This is a genomic window from Mycobacterium sp. (assembly GCF_050701675.1).
GTDB lineage: Bacteria > Actinomycetota > Actinomycetes > Mycobacteriales > Mycobacteriaceae > Mycobacterium.
The window spans coordinates 1-14,693 of sequence record NZ_JBOGDD010000995.1; the positions used below are offsets into that span (position 1 = coordinate 1).

Genomic DNA, 14,693 nt, shown 5'->3' on the forward strand with positions numbered 1-14,693 from the left:
CGCCACTCGGAGTGGGCTCATCGCCTCCCAGACTCCGCGGGTCGTTTCATCCGGGCGAGCGCCTGTTCGATCGGAAAGCCCGACAACACATGGCCATCGCGCCCGTGTACGGTGTCTGCCTGGCAAAGCGCGTTGAGTGCGGCTTCCTCAGATGCTTCCGCGACGGCGTCGAAGATCAGATCGAAGGGTGATCCCTGCGTCCAGAACTGGCCCTCCACCAACACCTCTATCGGCAGCAGGCCGTCCGGGGCCTCGCGAGGAATGCGGTGCGCAGTGGAGAAGGCAACGAAGATCTCCCCCGAACCGTCGTTGCCGACGCTGCCCGTCCGCCCCAACCCGATGTCGACGCGGCGGGCCAACCGCCGCAACTGATTCGGGTGCAGCGGTAGGTCGGTCGCCACGACGGCGATACACGATCCTTCCTTGTGGTGCACCGGCATGTTCTCGACCAGTTCGCGCCCCAGTGGGTGACCTGCTATCTGCAGCTGCTGCCGGGTGCCGTAGTTGGTGTTCAGCAGCACCCCAACGGTGTACGTGCGCGAGCCGATTTCGAGGATCCGCGATGCGGTGCCGATTCCGCCCTTGAAGTCGAACATCTGGGTGCCGGTACCGGCTCCCACGACACCTTCGGGCACGGGGCCGGTGTCCGCAGCGTCGAGCGCACTGCGGACATCCGGCTCAGTCAGGGTGATGGCGCGGTTGTCATTGAGAAATCCGTCGTCACACTCGGCGACGACGGGCATGAGAACGTCGTCGGTTCCCACCACCTCGTCGCGGTCCGACATGTACCGAACACTGGCCTGGTAGGCGACGCCCAGATTTGCCGTGTCGCACAATACGATTGGCGCCCCGATCAGGCCCCATTCGTGCATGACGATGTCACCGGTCAGAATCCCGTATCCATTGAACACACTGGTTGCCGCGTAGACGCGGTCGCGGAACGGATTGCCTTCGTGTGGCCAGATCGCGGTGGCACCGGTTCTGGCGGTTACACCGTCGTCCCGCCATACCGTGGCATGACCGACCCGCACGCCTGCTACGTCGGTAATGGCGTTCAACGGGCCGGTGGGCAGGTGGCCGACCGGAAATCCGAGGTCGCGGGCCCGGCCCCGTCCAACTGGCGGTGTCACAGTGCCTCGTCGGCGGCGACGGTGTGCGGCACCCAGCGGTCGTTCTTGGCTCGGTGCAGGTAGCCGAAGTAGTAGACGGCCGCCACGGCGAACAGGATGACGACGATCCATATGTCATGCGACGTCTGTTGAGTCAGCGCGACGATCACACCGGCCAGTGCCAGCAGCGGGGGCAACGGCCAGAGCGGCATCCTCGCCGGCCGTTCGGTCTCCTTGTCCCGGATCCGACTGACCAGCGCAGCCACCGCGATCAGGCCGTAGAGCACGATGATCAAAACCGCGGTAAAAGTCACGGTGGTGACGAGATCTGACGCGAAGCACAGCGCGGTCGCGACGGTGCCGAGGACGAGCGTCGCCACCCATGGGGACTTGAACTTCGGGTGGACCCGCCCAAGCGCGGAGTTGACCACGTCCGGCCACGCGCGGTCCCGCGCACTCGACCACAGAATCCGGGCGAACTGCAGCGTGATCGCCAGGATCGCATTGAGCACCGCGAACAACGCGCCGATGATGACGATGTTCTTGAACGTCGGCCCCCATACCTGGTTGATCAGATCAGTGAGAGGCGTTGCGCTGGACAAATACTCGCCGAGATCCTGCGCGCCCATCAGGCCGCCGAAGAATGGTACGAGTTCGAGCACGATACCGGTTAGGGCCGCGATGACGACAGCCTTACCGATGGTCGCGGGGCCGCCACGGGCCTCCTCGGAGAAGTTGATGGCGCTGTCGTAGCCGTTGACGGAGAACATCGTGATCGCAATCGCGGCGACGATGGCACCGGCCCCGACGGAGGACAGCGCGGAGCCGTCGAAGTTCACCGGATGAGTCAGGATGCTCAACGGCTGGTTCCAGTGCGAGAAACCCGCAACGGCTACTACCACGAGCACGGTGACCTCGATCGCAAGGAATATCGCGACCAGGATGGCGCCGATGTGGATTCGTAGCACCGCCAGCAGTGTCACGACCACCATCGCGATGGCCGAGGACAGGTTCACCGGAATCGAGTCGTCCAGCGCGTGTAGGTAGGTCCCCACACCGAGCGCGATACTCGCAGGCAGAAACACTCCCTGGGCGATGTAGTCGACGAGGGCAAGGAATCCCGTCGGGCGGCCGAGCACCCGATGCACGATCGAATACAGCCCGCCTGCAACCGGATACATCGAGCCGAGCTCACCCATGCACAGTGCGACACAGATCGCGAGGAAGCAACCGATGAGGTAGGCCCACATCGATCCGGTTCCAGACGCGGCAAGCACCACCGGGGCGATGATCAGTAATGACGCCATCGGCGTTATGTCGCTGACCGCTAGGGCGATGACGCCGCGAACGCTCAGACCGCGATGAAGCGTGGCCGTGGCTGGCCGTTGCGATGCAGCGACGGCGTCCGGTATTGATTCGTCAGCCATGAGGCCTCCCAGTGTGTCGAGGTGACGGGCACCAGACTAGACACACAACCAACCAAATGGATAGTATTCAAATGAATAGTTTACAGGGTGGCAACAACCGCGAAGTCGAGGCCATCGGCGCGAGCCAGGCACCGCTGCTGGTGCGGCGCCCCGACCGGCGCATGCGACCAGGCGTCTGGGCAATCGATGCCGTTGTGCGCCAACAGGTGACGGGCCGCGGATTGGGCGGGCACGGCCGCCAGTGCATCGATTGCGGCCAGTGCAACGGCGAGGTGCACGCCGTCGTAACATCCTTCGGAGTAGGCGTCGAGGACGGGGGCGAAATCTCCGAAGGCGCGGTGATGATTCTCGGCGAGGGCACGGCGTCGGTCGTCGGCTTGGCCGGCGAAAGACCGCATCGCCGAATACAACTCGCCGGTATCGTCACCGCCGGCGGCCAGCAGCCCGTTCTCCTCCAGGGAACCTGACAACCGCACGACCCGGTCGCCGAGACCAGCTCGGGCGAATGCGCGGTTGAACACGGCCAGGTCGCTGCCGATCAGGCTCAACAGGACGCCGTCGGCATGCCGTCTGGATAGCAATTCGACGAGTTCGTCGGCATCGGCGGAACGGATGCCGAACGGAACGAGTCTCGATGAAACGACCGATCCGCCGGCCGCGACGATCTGTTTGGCGGCGAATCTATGCATCGACCACGTCCAGATGTAGTCACTGCCGATCATCACCCATCGTCGAAGCCCGCGCCGGGCCATCAAGTTCGTCAGGGCCGGGCCGATCTGGCGCGACGGTGGATCACCGATGAGGACGACGCCGGGTGATCGACGTCCCCCCTCGTGCGGCGGTGTGAAGATGTATGGCGTCCGTCCCGCCAGCGCCACCTCGATCGCCCGATGCACATCGCTGGTGTGCAGACCAACGAAGGCGTCGACCAACTTCGCATCGGCGAGATACTTCGACTCCGCTGCGACGCGGTCCGGATCACTGCCTGCGTCGACGAGCACCAGTTCAACGCGGCGGCCACGTTCGCCACCGCTCTCGTTGACTTCCGTGGCGGCCAGGCACGCGGCATCGAGGGCAGACGTCGCCGTCAGACCCAACGGGCCGGACATCGGGAGCAGAAGGCCAAGGCGCAGAACATCGTCCGAGGGGCCGTCCACCAGCACTTCGAGAGAAGGCCGCACAACGTCAACCGGCGACACACCAACAAGTATGCATCTCGTCACTATGCTCGCATCATGGCCACGCGATCCGAGGTGCCGTCTGTCGCGGTTATTCCCGTGATCGACCTGCTGACGTCCGTTCAACGAATGTTGTCCCGCGAACTGGCGGTCGCCTTCGACGCCGAGTCGACCACCGTCGATCAGTGGCGCATATTGCGGGCGTTGGCGGCCGATGAGGGTGAGCCGATGGTCGCCATTGCGGCCCGGCTGGGCATCGCCCAGCCGACCTTCACCCGCACACTCGACACCCTGGCCTCCTCGGCCCTGCTGTACCGGACACACTTCCCGGACGATCGCCGTCGCATCGCAATCCAACTGTCGCCGCTCGGCAAGAGCCTGCTAACACGGCTGGACGGGATCGCGGCCGAGCACCAGAGGTCGATGGCCCGCCGGTTCGGACCGGACTGCGTCGAGGAGCTCGGGAAGCTGCTGCGACAGTTCACTGCGTAACTTCGTCGACCAAACCCCACTCGAGCGCGGTCGCCGCGTCGATCGCCTGGCCCGACAGCACCAGATAGGCCGTGCGCCATCTTCCGATGCGCCGCGTCACGCTGACGGTGCCGCCCGCGCCCGGGATGAGGCCAAGGGTCAGTTCGGGTAGTCCGAACACCGAATCCGGCTGAGCGGCAACCCATCCACAAAAGCAGGCCATCTCCAGCCCGCTGCCGAGCACCCGGCCGTGCACCTCCGCACGGCAGCCCCTGCCGAGGCGCGCGGTGACCTCGTCGAGCACCAGCGCCGGGCTGTGCCGCGTGCGGGCGAGGTGCGCCGACGCCGGGTCGGTAAAGGTGCCGAATTCCGCGAGATCGCCTCCGCTGCAGAAGGATGGACCGTTGCCCGCGAGCACCACCTCGGTCACCGAGCGGTCGAGGCGGGCGACCTCGAGCGCTTCGAGCAGCGCGCCACGGGCGTCGGTCGAGAACGCGTTGTGCCGCTGCGATCGGTTGAACCACACGCGCAGCGTGCTCCCCGCCCGCTCGGCGAGCACTGGATCGGGGAGGGCAGGCACCACGGCGGGGCCGCGCTCGGTGAGCCACCGCGCGAACTCCGGTCCCGACTGCAACGTCGAGTACGCCAGGGATTCGGTGACGACGCCAGTGCTCGTCGGCGCATCGGCGTCGAATGCGCGCAGTACGTCGTCGCACACGGACGCCGCGATGGGCCACTGCGCGATTCGCCTCGCGATGACGTCGAGCGCCGCCTCGATCGACGGCACCGTGATCACGCGTTCGTCGTCGGAGGGTTCCTCGGTCAACGAAAAGGTCCCGGTGTCAGGCGAATCCGCCTCGACCAGGACCCCATCGGCAACGCTGAGGTGTTTCACGAGTACTTCTTGATCAGCTCCTGCTTGTACAGCTTGCCGGTATCCGTGCGCGGCAGCTGCACTTCGAACGATATCGACCGTGGACACTTGTAGTGCGCCAACCGATCTCGCAACCAGGCCAGAAGCTCGTCGGCGAACTCGGCGGTGGCATCCGCCTGGTCCACCGTCTGCACGACACCCTTGACGCGCTGGCCCATCTCGTCGTCGGGGATTCCGAAGACGGCGGCGTCCATCACCTTGGGGTGGGTCACCAGAACGTTCTCGGCCTCCTGCGGATAGATGTTCACGCCGCCGGAGATGATCATGTGGTGTCGCCGGTCGGTGAGGTACAGGTAACCCTCTTCATCGAGATACCCGATGTCGCCCACCGTCTTCCACCCATGCGAGTCCCGCGACGACGCCGTCTTGCCAGGGTCGTTGAGGTACTCGAAGTCGAAGCCACCCTCGAAGTAGATCTCGCCGGCCTCGCCGGGCGGCAGTTCATTGCCGTCCTCGTCGAGGATGTGCAGTGCGCTCATCATCGACTTGCCCACCGATCCGGGGTGGGTCAGCCAGTCCTCGGCCGTGATCAGGGTCGAGCCGATGGCCTCCGATGAGGCGTAGTACTCGTCGACGATCGGGCCCCACCAGTCGATCATCTGCTTCTTGATCTCCACGGGGCACGGCGCCGCTGCGTGCATGACGCGCTGCAAGCTGGTCACGTCGTACGAATTACGCACCCCCTCAGGAAGTTTCAGCATCCTGGTGAACATGACGGGGACGAACTGGCCGTGGGTCACCCGGTGCTTCTGGATGGCCTCCAACGCGCCCTCGGGGTCGAACTTCTCCAGCACGACGGTGGTGATTCCACCGGCCTGCGTCTGCATGGACCACACCGACGGAGCGGTGTGGTACAGCGGCGCTGGGCTCAGGTACACGGCGTCCGGATGCATCCAGAATCCAACGAGGGCCGCCATCAATCCCGGCACCTCCGCTGGCGGCAGGTGCGGCAGATCGCGCTTGATGCCCTTGGGGCGCCCGGTGGTGCCAGAGGAGTATTGCAGCAGGTCGCCATCGATCTCGTCCGCGATGGGGGTAACGGGTTGCTCGGCAACGCATTCCGGGTATCGCTGCCAGCCGTCGAGGTCACTGGAGGCGATGAGCAGGACGGCGGGAAGCCCGCCAGGCAGCTCGTCACCGAGGGCGGCCAGGGTGTCCCGCAGTCCGCCGGAGCCGACGATCGCCTTCGCGCTGCTGTTGTCGACGATGTAGGCGACCTCGGCCGCGGTGAGGTGGGTGTTGATCGGGACGTAGTACAGCCCGGCACGGCGCGCGGCCCACATCACCGCATGCGTGTGCTCGCCGTTCTCCATCAGGATCGCCACCGCGTCACCCTCGACCAGCCCGGCCGAGCGGAAGTGGTGCGCCAATTGGTTCGCCCGTGCCTCCAGCTCACCGAACGTCACCACCGTGCCGGACGGATGCATGATGACGGCGGGTTTGTCGGGGGTCGCCTCGGCGGTGTTGCGGATCTGCATGAGCAGAACCTTACGACGGACGGATCGGCACGCAGGGAGCGGTCCCAAAAAACTTGACATCCGTCAAGAATGGCCGGGCACTATGGGCCAGGCGCATGGCCACGGAGTCGTTCGCGCGGTCTCGATCTCGTTGACCGTCACCAAACTGGAGTAGTCGACTACTCGATGCGTAACCGCCTAGCCGCGCGACGCTTGATGGGCATACCCGAGGCTCCCCAGGAGATCCGATGTCCATCGCAATCAGTGCGACGTCCACGTTGAGCGTGTTCGACGCCGGTCTGCCGTCCATCGACTACCAATACGTCCAGGATCCCGAAGACGCGCACGTCATGTTTCGGGAGGCGCGGCGGCAGGCTCCCATCGCGCTCGGCCCGCACGGACCCGAGTTGCTCACCTACGAACTGGTCCGCTCCGTGCTGCGCGACCCGAGATTCCGCACGCCACCGGGTTTCAGTCTCGCGGCCCAGGGCATCACCAGTGGCCCGCTGTGGGACCGGGTCGTCACGAATCTGCTGACTCTCGACGGCGCCCAGCACCATCGGCTGCGACGACTCGTGTCCAAGGCCTTCGCCCCTCGCGCCGCCGCAGGGCTGCGGCCCACCATCGTCGAGGTCATCACCGAACTGGTCGACGCGGTCAGCGGGACTGGCCGTTGCGACGTCGTCACCGACGTAGCGCAGAAGTATCCGATCCCGATCATCTGTGCGCTGCTCGGTACCGACCGTCGCGATTGGAAGCTGTTCTCCGACTGGACCGATGACATCATGAAGACCTTCGGCTGGTCCGCGGCAGAGGACCAAGCCGACATCCTGCGGTCATGGGAGGCGCTGGACGCCTATCTCGACGACATGATCGCCGACCGGCGAAGTGCGCTCACCGACGACCTCGTCTCCGAGTTGATCCGTGCCGAAGACGACGGTGACCGCTTGACCCACGACGAACTGCTCATGCTCGCCGCGGGTCTCTTGATGGCCGGAACCGACACCACCCGCAACCAAGTGGCCGCCTCGGTACAGGTGCTCCTCGATCGCCCCGACCAATGGGCGCTGCTGGCAGAGCATCCCGAACTCGCGCCGAACGCCGTCGAGGAAACCATGCGCCATTCCTCCATCGCCACCGCGACCATGCGCACCGCACTCGAGGACGTCGAACTTGGCGGGGTCGTGATCCCGGCTGGCACGGTCGTCTTGGTGAACACCGCCGCGGCGAACCGCGACCCCGCGGTCTTCGACGCTCCCGACCGCCTCGACATCACGCGCAACGATCCGCCGGCGATGATGTCGTTCGGCGGCGGGGTCCACTACTGCCTCGGGTCACACCTCGCCAGAGCAGAGCTCACCGAGGCGCTGGCGGTCATGACGCGCCGCATGCCCAACGCGCGTCGCACCGGGGCCGCCCCGTGGAAACCGCTGACCGGGATCAGTGGCCCAGTGACGTTACCCATCGAATTCGACGCCGGACACTGACCGTCAGGGGCCAACCGCGAGCGAGACGTGTTCCGCGGCGTCGGTCGGCTCATCCCGAGACGACTCACTCCTCGCGAACGGCGCGCGAAGGGTCACCAAGAGGTGCCTGCGGTTGACGATCAACGCCACCACCGCGACCACGGCATACAGCCCGCACAGGATCAGCCTGCCGTGCGTCGAGGTGATCGGGAACTGCACCATGAAGAGCGCGAGCAGCGCCCACGCGGTGTAGCGGTGGAATCGCAGCGCCAGGATCAGCGCCACGCCCATCATCGTCTGCGTAGCGGTCAGCAGCACCTCCTCGATCTGGCGACCGTCGAGCACCAGGGACGTTCCGCCGCCACCGGCCATGTACGCGATGGGAAGCGAGCCCATCAGCAGCGTCCACTGATTGACCTTCGACGAGATGAGCGTCGCAATCGCCGCGGTGCCCTTGCCGCGGGCGGCGAAGATGATCGCGATGATGAACTCCGGCGCTTCGGAGGCCAGCGGCGCCAGCCACTGGACCAGCAGGAAGCGGTCGATCCCCAGCTCCGTGCCCGCGCCGATGAGGCTCTCGGCGAACGGCTCGGCGCAGCCCAGGATCACCGCGGCGGCAATCACGAAGAGGGCGACCACGGTGACGCGCCTGCGACGATCGGGCAGGGCGCCGATCGCGGCGGCGGCGCCGATCAGTTCCGGCTCCTCGACGTCACCCCGTGTCAACTTGTAGAGGTACAGGCCGAACCAGGCCAGCAGCGCCACGCCCAGCACCAGGTGGATGCGCCCGGTGGCGGGCACCACGAACGCGATGATGCCCGCGATCAGCAGGAAGCCGAGCTCGACCCGGTTGCCGGGGTCGAGCCCGAGAACGTTCGCTCGCGCACCACGTTTGGCCTTCGAGACCTTGTTCGCGACGTAGAGGCTGACCAGCACGACGAGCGGCCAGCCGATGCCCATCAGAAGCCGGTTGGAGCCGGTCATGTTGGCCGCGGCGTACTGCACGTAGTCGGCGTCATGGCCGGCGGCGTAGGCGTAGTAGAGGTCGACCGCGTACTCCGGCAGGACGGCGATCAGCGCGAGCACGGCGATCGCCAACCCACCCGACACGTCGACCTGGGCAGCCTCGGCCGCCCATGCGAGCAGGAAGCTGGCGGCAACCACGGCGGCGCCGTAGACCACCAGCGACACCACGGGACTGGGATGCACACCGCCCAACCGCATGACGAGCGCAGGCACGATGACGACCGCGGTGATCAGCAGCGGACGCAGCAGACGCCGGCTGCTCGACGACGTGTCTCGGTCCCGTTCGGTATCGGTGGTCATCTTCGGTCCTCAGCTCTTGCGACCTGCGACCTCTCCCAGCAGCTGGCGAGGCCTCGGGTCGACAACGGGTGTCAACCGAAGGTCTCGCTCGCCGGACTTGTCCGGTGGATGACCGGGCGGCTACGCCGCCAGCATGTCGATCATCCGCATTCGCCGACCAGGGCCGGCGGGTGGGAGCTACTCCCCTTCGCTGTCAGGACCGTACGCCAGGCCTACCAGCGTTAGCAACTTAGAGTAGCTACCGAAATATTGCGGGCGGGACATGAAATTTGCTGGCCAGACGGCCCACAAGTAAGAGTTCGTCGAGCCTTAGAATCAACTCTGGCTACCCACATTTCGAGTTGCTGCAGCCGATCGTCTCAAGCTCACCGAAGGTGACCACCGCCTGAGCCCGGATGCCGAAATTGACCTTGCGTCCCATTGGCAGGTCATGGCATGGGGTCGCCGGGGAAGGTCCGGGCTCTAACTCAGCCGCGAGCGTGCACGGATTGCCACCACCAGCGGCGTGTCGCCGTACAAACACGCACGCTCGCGTGAGAGGCGGGGGTGGCTCTAGTCGGCTTCGGCCAGCCGGGTCTTGAGCGCGTCGAACTCGTCCTTGATGCCAGTCGGCAGTTTCTCGCCGACGAACTCGAACCACTCCTCGATGAGGGGCAGCTCCTTGCGCCACTCATCGGCGTTGACGGCGAGGGCCTCGTCGACGTCCGACGCGTCGACGTCCAGACCGTCCAGATCCAGGTCGGCGGCCGTCGGCACGATGCCGATGGCGGTCGACTTGCCATCGGCCTGGTGCTCGATGCGCTCGATGGCCCACTTGAGCACCCGGCTGTTCTCGCCGAAGCCCGGCCACAGGAAGCGACCGTTGTCGCCGCGGCGGAACCAGTTCACGAAGAACACGGCGGGCATCTTGGACTCGTCGGCGTTCTTGCCGACGTTGATCCAGTGCTGCATGTAATCGCCGACGTTGTAGCCGATGAACGGCAGCATGGCCATCGGGTCGCGCCGGACCGTGCCGACCTTGCCCTCGGCCGCCGCGGTCTGCTCGGAACCCAGCGTCGCGCCGATGAAGACGCCGTGCTGCCAGTCGCGGGCCTGCGTGATCAGCGGAACGGTCGTCTTGCGGCGGCCGCCGAACAGGATCGCCGAGATCGGCACACCCTGCGGGTCGTCCCATTCCGGCGCCAGCGTCGGGCACTGCGAGATGGGGGTGCAGTAACGCGAGTTCGGGTGTGCCGCTTTGGTTTCCGTCTCACGCAGAATCCAGTCGTGGCCCTTCCAGTCGATCAGGTGGTCGGGTTCGCCTTCCAGACCCTCCCACCACACGTCGCCGTCGTCGGTCTTGGCGACGTTGGTGAAGACGGTGTTGCCCGCCGCGATGGTCTTCATCGCGTTGGGGTTGGAATCCCAGTTGGTGCCAGGCGCGACGCCGAAGAAGCCGAACTCGGGATTGACGGCGTAGAGCCTGCCGTCCTTGCCGAACCGCATCCACGCGATGTCGTCGCCGACGGTCTCGGCGCGCCAACCGGGGATGGTGGGCTGCAGCATCGCGAGGTTGGTCTTGCCGCACGCCGACGGGAACGCCGCGGCGATGAAGTACGCCTTGTTCTCCGGCGAGATCAACTTGAGGATCAGCATGTGCTCGGCGAGCCAGCCCTCGTCGTGGGCCATCGCCGACGCGATGCGCAGCGAGTAGCACTTCTTGCCGAGTAGCGCATTGCCGCCGTAACCCGAGCCGTAGCTCCAGATCTCGCGAGTCTCCGGGAAGTGGGTAATGTACTTGGTGTCATTGCAGGGCCACGGCACGTCGGCCTGGCCGGGCTCCAGCGGCGCACCGATCGAGTGCAGCGCCTTGACGAAGAAGCCGTCGTCGCCGATCTTGTCCAGCGCCGCCTTGCCCATCCGGGTCATCGTTCGCATCGACACGACGACGTATTCCGAGTCGGTGATCTCCACGCCGAGCTTCGGATCCTCCGCACCGAGCGGGCCCATGCAGAACGGCACCACCCACAGCGTCCGACCGCGCATCGAACCCCGGTAGAGACCGCTCATGAGCTCCCGCATCTCAGCGGGGTCCATCCAGTTGTTGGTGGGACCGGCGTCGATCTCGCGCGCCGAACAGATGAACGTCCTTGACTCCACGCGGGCCACGTCCGACGGGTCAGACAGCGCGAGGTACGAATTCGGTTGCTTGGCTTCGTTCAGCTTCTGGAAGGTCCCCGCCTCGACGAGATGCGCGGTCAAGCGCTCGAACTCCTCATCGGAACCGTCGGCGAACACCACGCGGTCGGGCTGTGTCAACTCGGCAACCTCGCGAACCCAGGCGAGCAGCCCCTCGTGTTTGGTCGGTGCGCTGTCCAGACCGGGAATGGTCGCTGAGGTCATTGAAATCTCCTGCTGGCGGTCGCGGTTGTAGCTTTAATAGAGGTTAACGCGGGTGACATACCCACGGTAAATTGGGACATGTCCGTTCTCTCACAGGAACGATTCAGATAGACGTTAACCGCCATTTTGCCGGCCGGATCACCATTCGTACTGGTCAGTAACATGTTTTCGGCCCGAGTCGGGGCCGCCGGAAACCCCCGCGACGGTACGTCTCGACCGTGCCTGAACGCATGCGGACTCGGCCGCGAGCAGGCGCTCGGCGACCACCGCCTCGCCGTGCCATCTCAGCGTCATGGCAATCTCGGTGACCCATCTGTCGAGCAACGCCCGATCGTGAAGCAGACCCCGCACGCGGACCACCCACACCACCAGCGTCAGCCCCACCGCGAGGCCGACCGCCAGTCCCAGGAGCGACGGGCCCCGCGCCAACCCGGCCAGCAACCGACTCGACGCCAACGCGATGCCCAGCCCGAAACCGACGCCGAGCACCGCCATCAGACGACCCTCCAAACGTCGCGACGACGACTGCGGACGGGACAGGTCCGGCGGGTCGAGGCGGCGGCCCCGTCGGAGCCGGGCCATGGCGTGCTCGTCCACCGCGAGTTCCTCGGCTGCGTGCCCCACCGCGCGGGTGATCTCGACGTCGAGCTCGGCGAGGAAGCGAACGGCTTGGCTCCGCACCACGGCCTCGAAGCCGTCCGATCCGCCGACGGACACCGAGGAGGCGTCCTCCCGCAGCTCGGCACGCAGCGCCGAGCACCGGTCCCGAACGAAACCGACGAGCCGCAGTCGCGTGCGCTGGAGCACGCTTCTTAGTTGCAGGGCGTCGGCCCCCGCCGGCCGGTGACCGGCCTCCGCAGTGCCCGTTCGGTTTCCCTGAATGCGAAACTCGTTTCTCCGCAGCTGGTTTCGCTGATCCAGGCCGGGTTCCGCGAGGCGCTCTCGCAGCAGGAGCACCAGCTCACCGAGGCGTGGTTCACCGAGGTCGGGAGCCGCGGCGACCCCCACCCACGGCATCGACCGACGCCGCGGGTGCCAGCCCGCGACGAGTCCCCTGTCGACTTCGATCACCGCTCGCCACCCCCGGTGCGCGTCGATCTTCGAAACCACGGCGACGACCAGGTCGGTGCCTGCCGCGGCACGCTCGATCAGGTCCCAGTCCGTTCGCGTCACCGGCGCCACCGCCGACAGGACGGCGATGACCGCGTCTGGTGGGCGCTGCGCGGCGAGACCGTCGAGCCCGACGACCACGTGATCGGGCAGCTCCCTGCCAAGTGCGACGACGACGCCGTCGGCACCGGCCAGCCGCGGCCCCACCACCAGAACGACCCGGCCCGTCGTCACGAGGCTCCCGCGAGAAGCCGCAACGAGCCCCTCGTGATGTCTCTGCTGCAGCGGCGGTGCAGCGCGTTGACCGGACCGCTGCCGTAGCGGCGCCACCGGATGGCGCGCTCGAGGTGGGCGGCGGACGTGTCGCCGCGGTCGACGGACAGGCCGTCGGCCTCGATCACGTCGACGGCAGCGGTCATCGCGGCCATCACCGTGACGTCGGTCGCCAGCAGATCGGTCAGCGAGTCCGAAAGCGAGGTACTGCCCAATTGCACGGTGAGGGACCGTAATTCGGCCAACGCCGTGCACAGTCTCCGGTACCGGACCGGAGCCGACACCGCGTCGAGTGCGGACATCACCTCGTCGAGGTTGCCGAGGCGAGCGAGGTGCGCGGGCAGTAGGGCGGGTTCGGTGCCGCCGGCCAGCGCGAGGATGGCGTGCGCAATACCGAACCTGTCGAGCCGCTCGAGCAGACGGGCGCGCACGTCGCGACCGACCGAATGTGGATCACCGACGAAGGCGTCGACGCTGGTGAGGTTGGGCGGCTCGTCGACGAACGCGCGCAGCGCGGCGACCAGGTCCCCGTCGAGCACCGCGGAGTCCAGGGCCGACAGCAGACCCACCATGGGCACCGTCGGCGTGGCCGTCAGGATGCGGATCGCGCAGGCCCGGTCGCGGGCGACGGCGAGCGGCCCTCCCGCGCCCGCGCCGGCCAGATCCGCCTTCGTGAGAACGATCAGCACCGGCCTTCCGCTGGCCCTCACGGCCGCCACGTCTTCGGCCTTGACCGCCTCGGCGATCACCAGGACGCAGACCTCACAGACGTCGGGTGGCGCCACGGCAACACCCCTTCGCCGCAGCGCAGCGACCACACTGCCCCGGCCGACCCCTTCGCGGCCGACCACCGCAATGCGCACCGGCCGTCGTAAACGATTGATGACCTGGGTCAATTGCGGACCGATCATGGTGTCAGCGAATGGTGTCAACTCGCCGACGAACGCCTGTGTCACGATTGGATCCCCCGCATCCCATCGTCGCACCCCGGCGCACCCATGGAGAGCGGCTATTTCGCCCATCCCGTGCATAGCGGCAGAAGGCAACTGTTGGGTATCGAATTGCACCACGATGCGGGTACACCGTCTTCGATGAGCGACCATGGACGGATGCACGTGCAGCGAGAGGCCGACCCGTCGACCTCCGAGGAGACCACACTCCCCGCGCACGCCTTTCCCCGCGTCACCAGCTTCAGATCCCGCAGGTCCGCGCTGTCCGGCCTGCAACGAGACACCTGGGATCGCCGCTGGCCGGAGCTCGGCATGCAGGCCAGGGATTCCGACGGGCGCCTCGCGGCCGCGCTCGACACCGAGGCGTGGTTCGGGCGGGCGGCCCCGCTGGTGCTGGAGATCGGTTGCGGGACGGGTACCTCGACACTCGCGATGGCGGCCGCCGAACCGGAGCTGGACGTGATCGCGGCCGAGGTCTACCGCCGTGGCCTGGCGCAACTCCTCAATGGCATCGACCGTGAAGGCCTCACCAACGTGCGCCTGATCCGCGGGGACGGCGTCGACGTGCTCGAACACCTTCTCGAGCCGGCATCCCTGACCGGTGTGAGGG

12 protein-coding genes are annotated in these 14,693 nt (G+C 66.5%); 3 read left to right on the forward strand and 9 right to left on the reverse strand.

Annotation, left to right across the window (positions count from 1 at the left end):
• Positions 1-17 precede the first annotated feature (17 nt).
• The 3 genes from ACRDUX_RS30120 to ACRDUX_RS30130 all read right to left on the reverse strand — a co-directional run bounded on the left by ACRDUX_RS30120 (position 18) and on the right by ACRDUX_RS30130 (position 3,735).
• Positions 18-1,130: a P1 family peptidase gene (locus tag ACRDUX_RS30120; protein WP_526419374.1), complete on the reverse strand. Its 1,113-nt coding sequence runs from the start codon at positions 1,128-1,130 to the stop codon at positions 18-20.
• Positions 1,127-2,536 (reverse strand): amino acid permease, encoded by a 1,410-nt coding sequence (locus ACRDUX_RS30125; protein WP_526419376.1) that lies wholly within the window; start codon positions 2,534-2,536, stop codon positions 1,127-1,129. The genes ACRDUX_RS30120 and ACRDUX_RS30125 overlap by 4 nt, the downstream gene beginning before the upstream one ends.
• A gap of 80 nt (positions 2,537-2,616) precedes the next feature.
• A complete protein-coding gene (locus ACRDUX_RS30130) occupies positions 2,617-3,735 on the reverse strand; it encodes a substrate-binding domain-containing protein (protein WP_526419378.1) in 1,119 nt (372 codons plus the stop codon).
• A 36-nt stretch (positions 3,736-3,771) separates the two neighbouring features.
• On the opposite strand from ACRDUX_RS30130, the gene ACRDUX_RS30135 reads away from it, so the two are divergent.
• Positions 3,772-4,206 carry a MarR family winged helix-turn-helix transcriptional regulator gene (locus ACRDUX_RS30135; RefSeq protein ID WP_526419380.1) on the forward strand — a complete coding sequence of 145 codons (435 nt, stop codon included), beginning with the start codon at positions 3,772-3,774 and terminating at the stop codon, positions 4,204-4,206.
• Here ACRDUX_RS30135 and ACRDUX_RS30140 read toward each other — a convergent pair.
• Positions 4,196-5,080: an enoyl-CoA hydratase/isomerase family protein gene (locus tag ACRDUX_RS30140; RefSeq protein WP_526419382.1), complete on the reverse strand. Its 885-nt coding sequence runs from the start codon at positions 5,078-5,080 to the stop codon at positions 4,196-4,198. The two genes, ACRDUX_RS30135 and ACRDUX_RS30140, sit on opposite strands and share 11 nt — an antisense overlap.
• Positions 5,077-6,597, reverse strand: coding sequence for a fatty-acid--CoA ligase FadD4 (fadD4, locus tag ACRDUX_RS30145; RefSeq protein ID WP_526419384.1), 1,521 nt, complete (start codon positions 6,595-6,597; stop codon positions 5,077-5,079). Before fadD4 ends, ACRDUX_RS30140 begins: the two co-directional genes overlap by 4 nt.
• 227 nt (positions 6,598-6,824) lie before the next feature.
• Here fadD4 and ACRDUX_RS30150 point away from each other — a divergent pair, with 227 nt between their 5' ends.
• Complete coding sequence (locus ACRDUX_RS30150; RefSeq protein ID WP_526419386.1) at positions 6,825-8,063, forward strand: cytochrome P450; 1,239 nt, start codon at positions 6,825-6,827, stop codon at positions 8,061-8,063.
• A gap of 3 nt (positions 8,064-8,066) precedes the next feature.
• On the opposite strand, the gene ACRDUX_RS30155 is transcribed toward ACRDUX_RS30150, so the two are convergent.
• From ACRDUX_RS30155 to ACRDUX_RS30170, 4 genes are all read right to left on the reverse strand, one after another.
• Entirely contained in the window at positions 8,067-9,368 is a 1,302-nt protein-coding gene (locus ACRDUX_RS30155; RefSeq protein WP_526419388.1) for a calcium:cation antiporter family protein, read from the reverse strand.
• 552 nt (positions 9,369-9,920) lie between these two features.
• On the reverse strand, positions 9,921-11,750 hold the full coding sequence (locus tag ACRDUX_RS30160; protein ID WP_526419390.1) for a phosphoenolpyruvate carboxykinase (GTP): 1,830 nt from the start codon (positions 11,748-11,750) through the stop codon (positions 9,921-9,923).
• 138 nt (positions 11,751-11,888) lie between these two features.
• Complete coding sequence (locus tag ACRDUX_RS30165) at positions 11,889-13,094, reverse strand: hypothetical protein (RefSeq protein ID WP_526419392.1); 1,206 nt, start codon at positions 13,092-13,094, stop codon at positions 11,889-11,891.
• On the reverse strand, positions 13,091-14,089 hold the full coding sequence (locus ACRDUX_RS30170; protein WP_526419394.1) for a hypothetical protein: 999 nt from the start codon (positions 14,087-14,089) through the stop codon (positions 13,091-13,093). The genes ACRDUX_RS30165 and ACRDUX_RS30170 overlap by 4 nt, the downstream gene beginning before the upstream one ends.
• Before the next feature lie 135 nt (positions 14,090-14,224).
• Here ACRDUX_RS30170 and trmB point away from each other — a divergent pair.
• Positions 14,225-14,693 (forward strand): tRNA (guanine(46)-N(7))-methyltransferase TrmB (gene trmB / locus ACRDUX_RS30175; protein WP_526419396.1); only part of this gene is annotated, 469 nt, incomplete at its 3' end.